This is a genomic window from Pseudovibrio flavus, assembly GCF_009711345.1.
Lineage (GTDB): Bacteria > Pseudomonadota > Alphaproteobacteria > Rhizobiales > Stappiaceae > Pseudovibrio > Pseudovibrio flavus.
In genome coordinates, this window is the sequence record NZ_SMMA01000047.1 from 18,823 (window position 1) to 33,143 (window position 14,321).

Genomic DNA, 14,321 nt, shown 5'->3' on the forward strand with positions numbered 1-14,321 from the left:
AAATTCCCTAAAACTATGGGGCGGAAGAGTAATATAGCCCCTTCCGCCGCAATCTCATAACCGCATCAGGTCACGCTCATCTGCCCCATCATGCCCGCATCCTCATGCTCCAGAATATGGCAGTGGTACATGTAAGGCCGCTCCTTAGGTGCTGCGTGATCAAAACGCACCAGCACCTGAGACTCCTCTTCAACGATGACCGTGTCTTTCCAACCGCGCTCTTCCGGCCGCGGAGGCTGACCAACCTGATTTTCAACGAGGAACTTCACTCCGTGGATATGGAAAGGGTGAACCTGCATGTGAGCGGAGATAATCCATCGCTCCACCGTGCCCACTTTGGCCTCAACGTCAATCCGCTCCATATCAAAGCCTTTGCCGTTGATGCCCATCATGGAACCACCCATGGCCCGCGCCATCATCATGCCCATGCCCATATCCAGCGTGAACTCGCGGGTGCGAACCGGCTTTTGTGCCATCTCGGCAGGCTCACCATCCAGCTCGTCCGGCAAGCGGTCAACGCCGCTCTTCAGCCTCTCATCCGGCTGGAACGGCAAGATGGAATAAGCACCAAGGGCAGACCATTCCTGAATGTTGGTCGGAATGGGCCCTTGATAGCCCTTGAGCGACTGGTTCATATCACCCCAGCTCAGAAGGCGCGCAGGACCGCCCTTTGAGAAGTCCACCAGCACTTCAACACGTTCCCCCGGAGCAAGACGAAGCTGCGTAAGCGCTGTCGGCTTTTGCAGATAGCCACTATCGGTCGCAATCAAATGCATCTCGCGCAGATCATCGAAAAACAGACCGTAGGAACGGGCGTTGGAGCCGTTAAGTAAGCGAAGACGGGTAAGCCCTTTAGGAGGCGTACAAACAGCACCAACCTGACCATTGACGACGATGGTGTTACCGAAGAAACCATGCATCGCCGTCATCATAGAACTATCGAAAACGAGCAAGCCGTTTTCATCAAAGCGCTTGTCCTGAATGACGAGGAAGAGATCATCAACGCCGTAGTTGCTTGGCAGACCACGATCATGATCGCGCCCATCATCGATCTGGATAAAGCCTGCAAGGCCGTTGTAGACCTGCTGCGCCGTGCGCCCATGAGTATGGGCGTGATACCACGCTGTTGCAGGCAACTGATTGATATCAAGATCAGTGTTCCAGCGTCCGCCAGCTGCAATCGGCTGGTGTGGTCCGCCGTCTTGCTCACCGGGTACCAACAAACCATGCCAGTGCATAGCAACGCCTTCATCCAAGGTGTTTTTTACATCCGCTCTGCTTGAACCGGGCGCCATGCGCACCGTCGGGCCAAGGTAACCTTGGTTGATGCCAAAGGTCGGGCTTGGATTATTCATCACAAACCGCTGTGTGCCCTCTTGAAGGTTGAGGGTGAACTCGCCGCTTTGTGTAGCGTCCAGCAGCGGCGGCATCTGCAATCGGGCGCGCCCATCAAGGTCTGGCGCTGCGGCGCGGGCCATGCCCACAAGCGGCACCTTGCCCGCAAGCACAGCTCCGGTAGCAAGAGCTGCTGATCCAAATAGAAAATCGCGTCGCTTCATCATTGTTGTCCTTTAGCAATCTGGCGATTAAGCGCATCGTGATTGCTGCGAAGAGCCTCGGGCCAAGTTGATTTGATGTAGGAAAGAACCGCGAGGATCTCCTCATCACTCAAAACGCCCTCATAGGCGGGCATGGTGGAGGGAACATCTTCCAGCCCCTCAACCCCACCCAGACCGAACTTGACCAGTTTGAACAGCAGCCAGTCATCGTGGTGCCATGTGTGGCCGCTCTCGTCATGGGGCGGCGCGGGCATGGTTCCATCGCTGTTGCGCTCCTGCCAGTTTGGCTCCCCTTCAAGGTTCACCCCGTGACAGGTGGCGCACTGGTCTGCATAGATGGAAGCCCCTTTGGCGACTGTAGCTGTGTCGGCAGGCTTCAATATTCCGGCACGGCTATCGCCTTCCATAAGCAGAAAGGCGGCCGCCGCCATTGTTAGCGAGCCTGCAACAACCAGTGCAGACACTCCGGCCAGTCCGATGAGTTTCATCTCATATCTCTTTCTTCGCAGTAACCTGCTAGAAGGATGGCAGCGGCACTATGAACACCGCTGCCGCTCCTATTTACTGGCCAACAGTGTAGTAAGGCACCGGCTTTTCACCTGCACCGCCAATAGCAAAGACGGTGTAGTTGGTGTTTGCATCCGGCTCGCCCATGCCAAGAGAACCCATTGGCATACCCGGCGTTGCAAGGCCGTGGATTTCTGGCTGTTCTTTTTCAAGCTTGGCAATAGCTTCAAGCGGCACATGGCCTTCAAGCACATATTTGCCGTAGACAGCCGTGTGACAGCTCATCATGTCGTCGCTGATGCCCGCCTGCTTCTTGATCGGGCTCAGGTCTTCCATATCAACGTTCTTGATGGTGTAACCGGCATCTTCCAAAGCATCAGCCCAAACCTTACAGCAGCCGCAATACGGGCTCTTGTAAACAGTCATGGTTTTGCTTTCGTCCGCATGGGCGTGAAACGCGCCGCCAATTGCCAGTGTTGCAGTGAACAGAAGTGCAGAAACAGTCTTTTTCATTTGTTTGTTACCTTGTTTTTGTCTGTGTTTGTTGAATGGCAGGACGTGCCGAAAACCTTCATGAGAACGAAGTGGGAAACGATGCAAAGCAGGAATGGCGCTGCAGCAACCAGCGTTGTTGCCAAGCTCTGCTCGGCAGGAGCAGTGGCCAGAAAATAGACCAGCGCACCGCCCATAAGCAGGCAGCATGCGAGCATCATCAGGTTCATTGATGAACCTGCACGCTTTACAAGGGACGCGGCAGAGCCTTGCGCGATTGTAGGCACACTGGCCTTGCGGGCCGAAGAGGTATGGGAGCTATCCATTAACAGTCCCTCGTGAGTGGTCCTTAAACCTGCAGTGTTGTGCAGGATAAGAAACCCTCAAAAATTTGCATGGAACAAGCCTGAGACGCAGGACGCACTAAGCGCGTTACTTGACTTACTCAGACTACGAGAACTGCAGGAAACGGCGGTAAATTAGCGGGCACACTAAGCCCGTGAAGGCACAGCTATGCCGATAGCCGCCGCAAGCAGCTTGCAAATTTTAGGCGATGGGAGGGCGCAGCTGGACAACAGCTGTCGTGCCAACAGATTCTGTATGCGGGGGAATTGCAAAGCCTAGCGATGAGGATGGACCATGCCAAACCATCGAAGGAACCAGATATCCGCAAAAGGCGATACAGCTGGATGATGCGCTGTTGGAAGAGGCTTCTTTCGAGCAGCAATCCATAGGGCTCGGATCGTTCATCGCCTCGTGATGATCAGTATCTTCCACTTTGGCCATAGTATATGGCTCACCGTCCATTCCCATGGAGGGAACGGAGGCTCCAAAACTATGGGTCACTGAAAAGAAAATCAGCAACAAAAGGTAGAATACTCTCACCATAAGAAGAGACTAAACTCCTGATACCCTTCTAAGTTTTAGCGTGATTACGCCCGAATTCCATTTAACTTAACGCGTTATTTGCAAAAAATGTCAAGTTAACTTTTCTTAAGACCTTCAAGAATTGCACAGTCAGAACCCTCATCGGCCCGACATTCTCTTGCCAAGGTGCTTAAGGTATTACGTAGCGCTTTCAGCTCTTTCATCTTCCGGTCTATCTCTTTGATGCGCTTGTCAGCCAGTGCCTTCACATCGGCACTGGCGCGATCACTATCATCAAAAAGAACGAGAAGGTTACGGCACTGGTCTATCGTAAAACCGAGATGACGCGCCTGACGCAAGAAGGTCAGGCGCTCGATTTCGGAATCGGCATAGTCACGATATCCGTTCTCCGCTCGAGCTGGACGAACCAGCTCGATATCCTCGTAATAGCGGATGGTTTTGGCTGGAAGCCCCGAGCGTTTGGATGCTTCACTAATATTCATTGGGCCTTCCTAAAGTTTCACGCGGCGCAATCTGAGCGCGTTGCTTATAACAGAGACAGAGGACAGGCTCATTGCCGCCGCAGCCAGCATTGGCGAAAGAAGAATACCGAAGAACGGGAACAGAATACCTGCAGCAATCGGCACACCTAGGGAGTTGTAGACAAAGGCAAGGAAAAGGTTCTCGCGGATATTCTTCATGGTCGCACGGGAAAGCTCAATGGCATGCAAGATGCCGGAAAGATCCCCTCGCAATAACGTAATGCCTGCGCTTTCCATTGCAACGTCTGTACCGGTGCCCATGGCAATGCCGATATCGGAAGCTGCAAGAGCTGGCGCATCGTTGATGCCATCACCAGCCATAGCCACCACACAGCCATCAGCCCGCAGTTGCTCCACCAGCGCTTTCTTGTCTTTAGGCAGAACGCCGGAATGAACTTTGCTAATGCCAAGCTGTTTACCAACTGCGCGCGCGGTATCCTCGTTATCGCCACTTGCCATAACAACGGTAATGCCGCGGTTCTGAAGGTCTTTAACGGCTTTGGCCGCTTCTTCCTTGATGGCATCGGCAACAGCAATAACGCCAGCCAGCTTACCGTTTTTGGCAAGGAACATCGCGGTTTTGCCGCTCTTGTTGAGCGCCTGAACCGTCTGCTCGGCATCAGTAAAGTTTGCTCCAGAAGCAACCATCATTGCTTTGTTGCCAATGGCGATTTTTGCGCCGCCAATTGTGCCTTCAACGCCATGGCCGGGAATAGTCGCAAACTGCTCAGGCTGGGCCAGCTTCAAGTGGCGCTCTTCTGCTGCCTGAACGATGGCCTCACCCAATGGATGCTCGGAGGCGCGCTCCAAAGACGCTGCAAGCGCGAGAGCTTCATCGTCACCAAGACCACCGAACGTCACGATATCAGTCACCGAAGGCTTGCCCATAGTGAGCGTACCGGTTTTGTCGATAACGACGGTGTCCACTTTGGAAAGGCGCTCAAGAGCAGCGGCATCCTTCACCAAAACACCCATCTGCGCCGCGCGTCCAGTGGCCGTGGTGATGGACATAGGCGTAGCCAGACCAAGCGCACAAGGACAAGCAATGATAAGAACCGAAACGGCAGAGATAACAGCATAAGCGAGCGCAGGCTGCGGACCAAAGAAGTACCAAGCGATGAACGCGATTACAGCCACAGCAACAACGGTTGGCACAAAGTAGCCTGCCACCTTGTCCACCAGTCCCTGAATTGGGGCTTTGGAGCGCTGCGCCGAAGTTACCATCGCAACGATCTTGGAAAGGGTTGTATCTTCGCCAACAGAAGCTGCTTCAACCACCAACGTTCCGTTCTTGTTGAGCGTACCGCCAATGACTTTGTCGCCCACCAGCTTTTCGGCAGGGATAGGCTCACCCGTCAGCATGCTCTCATCAACGAAGGAGTGCCCCTCAACGATGGTCGCATCGGTTGGAACCCGCTCACCGGGACGGACACGAAGCTTGTCGCCTTCCATGATGTTTTCCAGCGGCGCGTCATACTCGCTGCCATCATCCAGTACACGGCGGGCAGTTTTTGGAGAGAGGTCGAGCAACGCACGCACGGCATCGCCTGTGCGTTCACGGGCTTTGATTTCCAGAAGCTGGCCGACGAAAATCAGCGCGATAATCACCACCGCCGCCTCAAAGTAAACGCCGGGGTGTCCGCTTTCCATAAGCAAGGCATCTGGGAACAGGTTCGGTAGGAATGTCGCCACAACGCTGTAAATGTAAGCGGTACTAACGCCGAGCATAATCAGCGTCCACATGTTCAAATGCCATGTGACGACAGACTGCCAGCCGCGCTGGAAGAACGGGAGAGCCGCCCAAAGAACTACGGGCGTTGCCAGAGCAAACTCAATGTAAAGCGCAGTCTTCTCACCAAACCAATCCCTTATCGGAATACCGATCATCGGACCCATAGTGAGAACGAGGAGTGGAATAGCGGCAACAACGGAAACGATAAAGCGTCGGGTAAAGTCGATCAGCTCATGGTTCGGCTCATCAGAAACGCCGCCCATTGGCTCCAAAGCCATACCGCAAATCGGGCAGGTTCCCGGTCCTTCCTGAACGATCTCAGGGTCCATAGGACAGGTAAACAAGGTTCCCGCTTTGGCCTTGCCCGCTACCTTCTTGTTATTGCCGGAAAGATAGAAGTAAGGATCTTTTTCAAACTTGTCGTGACAGCCAGAACTGCAGAAGTGATAGTCCTCACCCTTGTAGTTAAGCTGTGGCTTACCGGCGTTGGCTTTTACCGTCATTCCGCAAACGGGATCGATAAAACTGCCTTCTCCGGCTTCTACGTGGTCATCGTGGCTATGGGCATGCCCATGCCCGCCACAACATGAAGAGCCTGGTTTCTCTTCGTTTTTCGCATCATCACGATCCATCATGACAACCTCCTGTTAGACGTTGCCCCAAGTCATAGTGGTTCCAGTAGCTGGAAAGTCAAGCGCCCCTGCCCTGCTCTGTTTGCAAGTGGTGAAAGGCCCCTTAACAAAACAACACATCTTTCTCAGAACCGTACTACGTCAACAACCCGAACCCATTTTCTCCAAACATAAGCCCCTCAACTCCCTCTTTATCCAAATCTGAGGTCCAAAAAGAGACTGCAAAACGACTTCTAAGTGAAAAATTCCTAAGGTAAGATGCTAATTGTACGTTATGAGTATCTTTATAAGCATACTTATTCGATCTATTTATACCTTTATAGGGCTATTCCGTATTTCCTGCCTTCTGATTCCGTGGCTTCATTGTGGCATAAGGTGACTTATTCACGGCGCCGGAAGCGAGTCATCTCTTAATGCACAACAGGTGTTGTAACCGCATCACCTTCCCGTATTGATTGCATTCATGAGATCTGGAAATGACAATTAAAAACGTACAAGTCGATCACTTTATGATTCCGCTGCCAACCGTGCTGTCGGACTCTACCCATGGCATCATGACCCACTTCGGTCTGGTTACCGTTCGTATTACCGACGAAGACGGTAACGAAGGTCTTGGCTACACCTACACCGTGAATGCCGGTTCCCGCGCTTGTGCGGTTCTGATCGAAGAAGACATTGTTCCAATGCTTCTTAACAAAGACGCGGACTGCATTGAGAACCTGTGGCAGAAAGTCTGGTGGCACCTGCACTTTGTGGGCCGCGGCGGTCTTGCTTCCTTCGCTATTGCAGCTGTTGACGTTGCCCTTTGGGACCTCAAAGCACGCAAAGTGAAATCCCCTCTTTGGAAACTGATGGGCGGCAACAACCCACGCGTTAAAGCATACGCAGGCGGTATCGACCTTCAGATGCCTATTGACCAGCTGCTTCAGCAGACTGAAGACAACCTTGCTAAGGGCCTTAAAGCCATCAAGATGAAGGTTGGCCGCGAGAAGCTTTCTGAAGACGTTGATCGTGTACGCGCTGTTCGTGAACTCATCGGCGACGATATCACCTTCATGGTTGATGCAAACATGGTCTGGTCTGTTGACCATGCTATTCAGGCAGCTCGCAAGTTCGCTGACTTCAACATCCACTGGTTGGAAGAACCAACCAACCCTGACGATATCACCGGCTATGCACGCATTCAGCGTGAAGGCGGCGTAGCAATTGCAGCGGGCGAAAACTTCCATAACCTTGAAGAATTCCGCCATCTCATCAGCGCTGAAGGCGTAACTTTTGTAGAACCTGACGTTGGCACCTGTGGTGGTGTTACCCCATGGCTGAAGATTGCCCGTCTGGCAGAATCCTACAACCTCAAAGTTACTTCTCACGGCGTACACGACCTCAACATCCAGCTTCTGGCTGCTGTTCCAAACGCAACCTATCTGGAAATTCACGGCTTCGGTCTGGAACGCTTCCTCAAAGATCCGCTCACTTTCGATGACGGCTTTGCAACAGCGCCAAACCGTCCAGGTCACGGTGTTGAACTCGACTTCGAACGTCTGGAACAGTACCGCACCAAAATCTAACAAGTTCTGCATCAAGGAACTTTTGCTTAACGGGAGAATAGCAAAAATGAAAAAACTACTTGCACTTGTGCCTGCCGCCCTTCTTGCTACCACTGCACTTGCAGCAGCTGCTGACTTCACCATTTCTGTTGCTCATGAAGCACCAGGTGAAGAAAACCACCTGAACCGTGCAGCGCTTTACTTCCAGCAGGAAATGGCTAAGCGCACCGATGGACGAGTAGAAGTTGTACTCTATCCGGGTGGTCAGATGGGTACTGACCGTGAGCTCATCGAGCTTACCCAGGAAGGCACTCTGGACATCTCCATTCCAACCGTATCCAAGCTCGCTCCTTGGGACACAGCGTTCGCAGCTCCTGAACTGCCATACGTGTTCCCTAACCGCGACGTAGCTTTGAAGGTTCTGGGTGGCGAGTTCGGTGAGTTCCTTAATGCACGCTTGGAACCAATGGGTCTGAAGACTGTTGGCTGGTTTGAAAACGGTTTCCGCCATGCAACCAACAACACCCGTCCGATCCATAAACCTGAAGACTTCCAGGGCATCAAGCTGAGAACCATGCAGGTAGACGCGCACATCGCCGCCTTCCAGCACATGGGCGCAAACCCAACCCCAATGGCGTTCTCCGAGCTTTACTCCGCTCTTCAGCAGAAGGTTGTAGACGGTCAGGAAAACCCTCTCACTAACATTGCGATGAACCGCATGTACGAGGTGCAGAAGTACGTTTCCCTCACCAACCACGTTTACAGCGCGTACATCGTTCTGATGAACCCGGACAACTACGCCGCTTTGCCTGAAGACATTCAGTCAACCGTGACTGCAACCCTGCAGGATGCCCTGAAGTACCAGATCGACATCATTGAAAGTGAAGAAGCTGAATACCTTGAAACCATCAAGGCAGCTGGCACCGCAGTGAACGAACTGACAGCAGAAGAGATGGCTGCATTCCAGGCATCTGTTGCCGAAATCGAAGGTGAGCTTTCTGAAATGGTTGGTAAGGACGCATACGACGCGCTCCTGACCGCTGTGAAGAACGCAAGCTAACTCGTATTTCCTCCAGGGCTCTTGCCCTTTAAAACTCCCGCCGTACCTGGTGCGGCGGGATCCCTGTTTCAAGCCAATCAGCGCTTGTCTCCCCCCATAACACCTGAGTCTACCCATGCGTTTTCTCAAGCTATTAGACGAGAACTTTGAAAGATGGTTCATTGCCTGGGCAATGGGTTCCATGGTCGTTCTCATCGGCCTTCAGGTCTTCATGCGTTACGTGTTGCAGAACTCTCTCGTATGGTCTGAAGAATTTGTTCGCTGGACTTTCCTCTGGTGCATCTGGATAGGCATTGCCTATGCATTCAAGGTACGGGCCCACATCAACATCACCGTACTTGTAGACCTTTTGCCCAAGCGATCCGCTATGATCGTAGCGCTGATCGTCAACGTCGTCATGATCGTGTTCTTCTTCTGGATCACGTACCTTGGCTACAAGCAGGCCACCATGCCATTCATCATGCGCCAGACTTCTGTTGTGCTGGAATGGCCACTCATCGGCGGCCGCGTCAGCGTTATCTGGATGTATGCAACGCTGCCGTTCGGCGCACTGCTTTCCGCCTATCGTCTCATTCAAGTGACCGCAGAAGACGTAAAGTCTCTCAAGGCAATGAAGGGAACTGACTAATGAGTGTCGCACTTCTCTTCGGCATTTTCTTTGTCGCAATTCTTGCCGGTACACCTTTGGGTGTTGGTATCGGCCTTGCCACTGTTCTTGTTATGGAATTCGTGCCGGGAACGCCGAACTCCAGCCTCTTCATCAAAAACGCCATTGTAGGCGCAGACAACTTTCCTCTGGTTGCTGTTCCTATGTTTATTCTGGCCGGTGAGATCATGCTTGCGGGTGGTCTTTCCAAGCGCATCGTGGCAACAGCGAACTCGCTCGTTGGCCGCTTCCGCGCAGGCCTTGCCTATGTGAACGTGCTTGCATCCATGTTCTTTGCTGCAATTTCCGGCTCTTCTCCGGCAACTGTTGCAGCCATAGGCTCAAACATGATCCCGGAAATGGAAAAACGGGGTTACCGCCGTGACTTTGCAGCCGCTCTAACCTCCGCATCCGGTATGCTGGGTGTTATGATCCCGCCGTCGATCCCGCTCATCATCTACGGTGTTACTGCAAACGTTTCCCTCGGCGGCTTGTTCCTTGCCGGTATCTTGCCGGGTATTCTCTTCGGTATTTCCTACATGATCGTTGCCCGCTTGATCGTGAACGGCAACTACGACGAGAGCAGGGTTTCTGAAGACGCAATTGCATCCATGGATGCGGGCGATGGCAAAAGCGGCATCTGGGCGCTTATCGTTCCGGTTATCATTCTGGGCGGTATCTATGGCGGTATCTTTACCCCAACAGAAGCAGCAGGCGTTGCTGTGATCTATGCGCTGTTCGTGAGTGTGATCATCTACAAAGAGATCAAGCTTTCCGAACTGCCTGAAATCCTCATCAAGAGCGGTATGGTTTCTGCGACCGTTATGATCATGGTGGTGATGGCGTTTGCCTTTGGCCGCTTGCTGACCATTCAGCAGGTTCCGGTTCATCTGGCAGAGTTCATCATGGACATCTCCAACAACATGTTCATCATCATGTTGCTTATCAACCTGCTTCTGCTCGTGGTTGGTATGTTCATGGAACCTGTTGCAGCCATTATCATTCTGGCGCCAATCCTGCTTCCGGTTGCAACATCTGTCGGTGTTGATCCAATGCACTTCGGTATCATCATGACCTGTAACCTTGCGATTGGCTTCTGTACGCCTCCGGTGGGTATCAACCTGTTCGTTGCCTCCACCATATCCGGCGTGAAGGTGGAAGCGATCATCCGCAAAGTTGTACCGTTCCTCTATGCAATGATGGTCTCAATGCTGTTGGTTACCTATGTTCCGCAGCTCTCAACCCTCTTGCCGAGCTTGGCAAAATAGTACCGACTAGTTATTTTATAGCTCATAAGCATACTCCATGGCGGACCACCTGCCATGGAGTTCGTCAATTCAATACAACATCCATTCGAGGTCTTCAGTGGTTCGTCCCCCAAAATTGGCCACCCGTGTTTACATGGCCATTGCCGACAAGATCGACTCCGGCGAGTTTCCAGAGGGCCTCAAGCTGCCAACAGAAATCACATTGGGCGAAGAGTTTGGCGTTTCGCGCTCTGTAATCCGCAATGTGATGGAGCAGCTCAGAGACGATGGCCTGATTGAGACCATCCGCGGCTCCGGCAGTTTCGTCATTAAAGGGCGAGACAAGCAGCAGGAACCGACCTTGCCGCCTAACCCGATCGAGAGCTTTCAGATCAACGGCATGAGCGACGTGCTCAAATGCCATGAAGCCCGAGTGTTCTTTGAAGGTGAGATGGCAGCCCTTGCCGCTGAGCGCTGGGACGATGAAGACATGGAGGCCATGGAAGATGCCTTGGCGCGGATTGTACGCGATGGACCTCATTCCCTCGGCTCCGTAGACGACGACCTTAACTTCCACCTCTCCATCATGAAGGCATCGAAGAACGAGTTTGGCGTGGCGATCTTTCAAGCGATCCGCCCGCAAATCCTTATCGGCATCAATCTCGTGCGTGGCCTCTACAACATGCTGCCGCATGTAGCGGTTCAAAAAGGCTTGAGGGAGCACCGTCACGTTCTGGATGCAGTTCGCTCTCGTAACCCTAATGCAGCCCGCGAAGCCATGCGCGCGCACATTTCCTTCTTTGAAGAAGATATCCGTAACCGTAGCTAACCCGCTGCCAACGGCTGTAAACGATCCAAAGCGCCCATCACGGGCGCTTTTTTTGTGGTGCGCTTCCGCGCTGTATTCACACAGAACCTAACGATACTAGGGATTTATCCAACTGGTACGAAAACGCAGGCCTGCCTAACAGTAGCTCTAGGGCAGTTCACCTTATCTGTGGCGTTCTACGCTGCGGAGAAACAGCGCCCCAACCCATAAAAATATATGCCGAGGACTTTGCATGATCGGGCCTGTCGTTAACGCAACTGCCACTCTGATTGGCGGCCTTATTGGTGGTTTCTTGGGTGACCGCCTGCCAGCAAAGTACCGCACCAATTTGCCGCTAACATTCGGCGTCGCCTCCATGGCGATGGGTGTTGTTATGATCGGTAAGATGGAGACGCTACCGGCTGTTGTGATGGCCCTCATCATTGGCGCAATATTCGGCGAAATGTTCAATCTGGAACAGAACATCAGTCGAGGCGCGCTCAAATGCCGTAGGTTGATTGATAAGGTCGTCCCGCAAAAGAGCGAGGCCCAAGTTTCCCAAAGCGAGTTCCTCGACATGTTCGTCGGCATTCTCGTTCTGTTTGTTGCCTCTGGTACCGGGGTGTTCGGCTCTATGAGCGAGGGCATCACTGGCGACCCGTCCATTCTCATAGCCAAAGCCTTTTTGGACCTTTGCACTGCTGCCATTTTTGCCACGACGCTTGGTGTGTCAGTCGCCCTTATTGCTATTCCGCAGCTAGCCCTTCAAGGAATGCTCTATCTACTCGGACAGCAGGTAATGGCGCTTACAACTCCGGTGATGATTGCGGACTTTAGCGCTTTAGGCGGCATCATCATGCTCGCAACGGGTTTTAGAATTGCCGGAATCCGCTCGTTCCCAATTGCCAACCTTCTTCCCGGCCTTCTGATCGTCATGCCGCTCTCAGCGCTTTGGTGCAGCGTCATCGTGCCATGGATTGATTCAGTATGCTAAAAAGTTGGCTGCTGCGGGACTCACAACGCCTAAAAATGACGCTTAGGCAGTTTTTGACATATCAAATCTCTGTGAGTTTTCCATAAGAAGCCAAAGACCTAATAAAACTAGGGGGAACGGTGCTCAACTATCCGTTGACAGCCGCTTGGAACATGAATAAACATTCCTTCAGCGATCTTTTGCATGCTGAGCTTTGGTACTACGCGACGAATGGCGCGCTACGGACGAACTTCCCTTTCAAAAATCGTGACTAACCACGCAGCATGAATTTTCACGTTGCACAGACTAAATTTGCTAAGGAAGGGTTCGATATGACCACTGGCACAGTTAAATGGTTCAACACCACTAAAGGTTACGGCTTCATCCAGCCTGACGATGGCGGCGCAGACGCTTTCGTTCACATCTCCGCAGTAGAACGCTCTGGCATGAGCGAACTGCAGGAAGGCCAGAAAGTCAGCTACGAGCTGATCCAGGACAAGCGTTCGGGCAAAATGTCCGCAGCTAACCTGCAGGCTCTCTAATAGAGTTTTGACTAATTAGGGCGCGTGCGTTTGCCGCTCTCTAAAAGGTCTACGAAATAAAAAAGGTCAGGCGATCGCCTGACCTTTTTTTGTGCCGTGATGCTGATGGCTATCAAAACATCGGTACGAGAATGTCCTTGAGCGGAGAGCCCTTCGGGTAGGCATACATGCTGCCCTTCTCCTCAAAGAAGTCCCGCGCTTCCAAGCCCGCTTCCTTACAGATCAAGAGACCAGCGAGCGCGTCCCAAATGTTGACGTTGCCGTTATAGGCGCCGTCTACCTGACCCATCGCAGCCTGACACAGCGCCCAAGCCGCAGAGCCGCAATCGCGGATCTGGTATTTGTTCGCCACGATCATGTTTACCTTCTTCAGGAAATCATCGGCATTTCCTGTTTTGTAGTTGAAGGTCAGGTTAATGACCAGCTCTGTATCAGAGGCTTCACGCGGCTGCAGCGGCTTGCCATCTTCAAACGCTCCCTGCCCGCGCACGGCATAAACTGTGCGTCCATGAACCGGAGCATGAACGATGCCGATAGCCGGCCCTGCTTCATCCACAAAGCCCATGGAGATACAAAAGTCAGGGCGGCCATAGAGGAAGTTGGTGGTACCGTCGATCGGGTCAATCACCCAGCATGGGGGCGCAAACGCACCGCCTGATTCCTCACCCTTGAAGCCGTGGTTCGGAAACGCAGCCAGAAGCTGTGACTTGATAAAAGCTTCGACATTACAGTCAGCTTCTGAAACAAAATCCAGATAGCCTTTGTTGTCGATTGTCAGTTTGTCTCGGTTATTAAAGTGTTCAAGCGCCAAACGACCCGCATCCTTGGCTATTTCAATAGCTCTTTGCAGTATTTCTTGGTGCATCATATTGATCCTTGCGGCGCAATTAGGACAGTATTGCTGCCTTTTACTCTTACAAGATGCCGTTGAGGCACCTGTTAATCTACGCTGCTGGTATTGTTCAGTTTGTGACAAATGGCAACTTGGTAACAGTACCCTTGGCACTACTTTGCAATCACAGGCTGTGGAGCGCATGAGTTACTCAAACACTCCAAGCAGCCTATGAAAGCCACTAATAAGGCGATTTAGAGATCATCTACCTCCGAGCACGCAATTTATCGGATGGCCTGATATCTCAATTGGTGATATTTGATTAATCGATTAAC

The 14,321-nt window shown here is 52.4% G+C and carries 15 protein-coding genes; 7 read left to right on the top strand and 8 right to left on the bottom strand.

Features of this window, described 5'->3' with window-relative positions; translation table 11 throughout:
- Nucleotides 1–65 precede the first annotated feature (65 nt).
- From E1162_RS01790 to E1162_RS01820, 7 genes are all read right to left on the bottom strand, one after another.
- Nucleotides 66–1,562 carry a multicopper oxidase domain-containing protein gene (locus E1162_RS01790; RefSeq protein WP_155126015.1) on the bottom strand — a complete coding sequence of 499 codons (1,497 nt, stop codon included), beginning with the start codon at nucleotides 1,560–1,562 and terminating at the stop codon, nucleotides 66–68.
- Nucleotides 1,559–2,047 (bottom strand): c-type cytochrome, encoded by a 489-nt coding sequence (locus E1162_RS01795; protein WP_155126018.1) that lies wholly within the window; start codon nucleotides 2,045–2,047, stop codon nucleotides 1,559–1,561. The genes E1162_RS01790 and E1162_RS01795 overlap by 4 nt, the downstream gene beginning before the upstream one ends.
- 73 nt (nucleotides 2,048–2,120) lie before the next feature.
- Entirely contained in the window at nucleotides 2,121–2,579 is a 459-nt protein-coding gene (locus E1162_RS01800) for a DUF411 domain-containing protein (RefSeq protein ID WP_155126020.1), read from the bottom strand.
- Complete coding sequence (locus E1162_RS01805) at nucleotides 2,576–2,884, bottom strand: hypothetical protein (protein WP_155126022.1); 309 nt, start codon at nucleotides 2,882–2,884, stop codon at nucleotides 2,576–2,578. The genes E1162_RS01800 and E1162_RS01805 overlap by 4 nt, the downstream gene beginning before the upstream one ends.
- Before the next feature lie 220 nt (nucleotides 2,885–3,104).
- Nucleotides 3,105–3,344: a hypothetical protein gene (locus E1162_RS01810; protein WP_257098578.1), complete on the bottom strand. Its 240-nt coding sequence runs from the start codon at nucleotides 3,342–3,344 to the stop codon at nucleotides 3,105–3,107.
- Between the two features lie 197 nt (nucleotides 3,345–3,541).
- Nucleotides 3,542–3,928 (bottom strand): Cu(I)-responsive transcriptional regulator, encoded by a 387-nt coding sequence (cueR, locus tag E1162_RS01815; protein WP_155126025.1) that lies wholly within the window; start codon nucleotides 3,926–3,928, stop codon nucleotides 3,542–3,544.
- Between the two features lie 9 nt (nucleotides 3,929–3,937).
- Complete coding sequence (locus tag E1162_RS01820) at nucleotides 3,938–6,331, bottom strand: heavy metal translocating P-type ATPase (protein WP_155126091.1); 2,394 nt, start codon at nucleotides 6,329–6,331, stop codon at nucleotides 3,938–3,940.
- Between the two features lie 476 nt (nucleotides 6,332–6,807).
- Here E1162_RS01820 and E1162_RS01825 point away from each other — a divergent pair, with 476 nt between their 5' ends.
- The 7 genes from E1162_RS01825 (at nucleotide 6,808) to E1162_RS01855 (ending at nucleotide 13,154) form a co-directional block, all read left to right on the top strand.
- Nucleotides 6,808–7,899: a mandelate racemase/muconate lactonizing enzyme family protein gene (locus E1162_RS01825; RefSeq protein ID WP_155126026.1), complete on the top strand. Its 1,092-nt coding sequence runs from the start codon at nucleotides 6,808–6,810 to the stop codon at nucleotides 7,897–7,899.
- 46 nt (nucleotides 7,900–7,945) lie between these two features.
- Nucleotides 7,946–8,938 carry a TRAP transporter substrate-binding protein gene (locus E1162_RS01830; RefSeq protein ID WP_257098580.1) on the top strand — a complete coding sequence of 331 codons (993 nt, stop codon included), beginning with the start codon at nucleotides 7,946–7,948 and terminating at the stop codon, nucleotides 8,936–8,938.
- 115 nt (nucleotides 8,939–9,053) lie between these two features.
- Nucleotides 9,054–9,566, top strand: coding sequence for a TRAP transporter small permease (locus E1162_RS01835; RefSeq protein ID WP_155126028.1), 513 nt, complete (start codon nucleotides 9,054–9,056; stop codon nucleotides 9,564–9,566).
- On the top strand, nucleotides 9,566–10,852 hold the full coding sequence (locus tag E1162_RS01840; protein ID WP_155126029.1) for a TRAP transporter large permease: 1,287 nt from the start codon (nucleotides 9,566–9,568) through the stop codon (nucleotides 10,850–10,852). Before E1162_RS01835 ends, E1162_RS01840 begins: the two co-directional genes overlap by 1 nt.
- A gap of 97 nt (nucleotides 10,853–10,949) precedes the next feature.
- Nucleotides 10,950–11,660, top strand: a complete 711-nt coding sequence (locus E1162_RS01845; protein WP_371311760.1) for a FadR/GntR family transcriptional regulator — start codon at nucleotides 10,950–10,952, stop codon at nucleotides 11,658–11,660.
- 232 nt (nucleotides 11,661–11,892) lie between these two features.
- Nucleotides 11,893–12,633 (top strand): DUF554 domain-containing protein, encoded by a 741-nt coding sequence (locus tag E1162_RS01850; RefSeq protein ID WP_155126031.1) that lies wholly within the window; start codon nucleotides 11,893–11,895, stop codon nucleotides 12,631–12,633.
- A gap of 311 nt (nucleotides 12,634–12,944) precedes the next feature.
- The gene (locus E1162_RS01855; protein ID WP_155126032.1) at nucleotides 12,945–13,154 is read left to right on the top strand and encodes a cold-shock protein; all 210 of its coding nucleotides are present in this window, start codon (nucleotides 12,945–12,947) and stop codon (nucleotides 13,152–13,154) included.
- A 112-nt stretch (nucleotides 13,155–13,266) separates the two neighbouring features.
- On the opposite strand, the gene E1162_RS01860 is transcribed toward E1162_RS01855, so the two are convergent.
- Nucleotides 13,267–14,022 (bottom strand): inositol monophosphatase family protein, encoded by a 756-nt coding sequence (locus E1162_RS01860; RefSeq protein WP_257098581.1) that lies wholly within the window; start codon nucleotides 14,020–14,022, stop codon nucleotides 13,267–13,269.
- Between the last annotated feature and the right edge of the window lie 299 nt (nucleotides 14,023–14,321).

Bases quoted from the DNA above. Each gene is read 5' to 3' on its own strand.
- E1162_RS01790 (WP_155126015.1), bottom strand. From the start codon at position 1,562: ATGATGAAGCGACGCGATTTTCTATTTGGATCAGCAGCTCTTGCTACC.
- E1162_RS01795 (WP_155126018.1), bottom strand. From the start codon at position 2,047: ATGAAACTCATCGGACTGGCCGGAGTGTCTGCACTGGTTGTTGCAGGC.
- E1162_RS01800 (WP_155126020.1), bottom strand. From the start codon at position 2,579: ATGAAAAAGACTGTTTCTGCACTTCTGTTCACTGCAACACTGGCAATT.
- E1162_RS01805 (WP_155126022.1), bottom strand. From the start codon at position 2,884: ATGGATAGCTCCCATACCTCTTCGGCCCGCAAGGCCAGTGTGCCTACA.
- E1162_RS01810 (WP_257098578.1), bottom strand. From the start codon at position 3,344: ATGGCCAAAGTGGAAGATACTGATCATCACGAGGCGATGAACGATCCG.
- cueR (WP_155126025.1), bottom strand. From the start codon at position 3,928: ATGAATATTAGTGAAGCATCCAAACGCTCGGGGCTTCCAGCCAAAACC.
- E1162_RS01820 (WP_155126091.1), bottom strand. From the start codon at position 6,331: ATGGATCGTGATGATGCGAAAAACGAAGAGAAACCAGGCTCTTCATGT.
- E1162_RS01825 (WP_155126026.1), top strand. From the start codon at position 6,808: ATGACAATTAAAAACGTACAAGTCGATCACTTTATGATTCCGCTGCCA.
- E1162_RS01830 (WP_257098580.1), top strand. From the start codon at position 7,946: ATGAAAAAACTACTTGCACTTGTGCCTGCCGCCCTTCTTGCTACCACT.
- E1162_RS01835 (WP_155126028.1), top strand. From the start codon at position 9,054: ATGCGTTTTCTCAAGCTATTAGACGAGAACTTTGAAAGATGGTTCATT.
- E1162_RS01840 (WP_155126029.1), top strand. From the start codon at position 9,566: ATGAGTGTCGCACTTCTCTTCGGCATTTTCTTTGTCGCAATTCTTGCC.
- E1162_RS01850 (WP_155126031.1), top strand. From the start codon at position 11,893: ATGATCGGGCCTGTCGTTAACGCAACTGCCACTCTGATTGGCGGCCTT.
- E1162_RS01855 (WP_155126032.1), top strand. From the start codon at position 12,945: ATGACCACTGGCACAGTTAAATGGTTCAACACCACTAAAGGTTACGGC.
- E1162_RS01860 (WP_257098581.1), bottom strand. From the start codon at position 14,022: ATGATGCACCAAGAAATACTGCAAAGAGCTATTGAAATAGCCAAGGAT.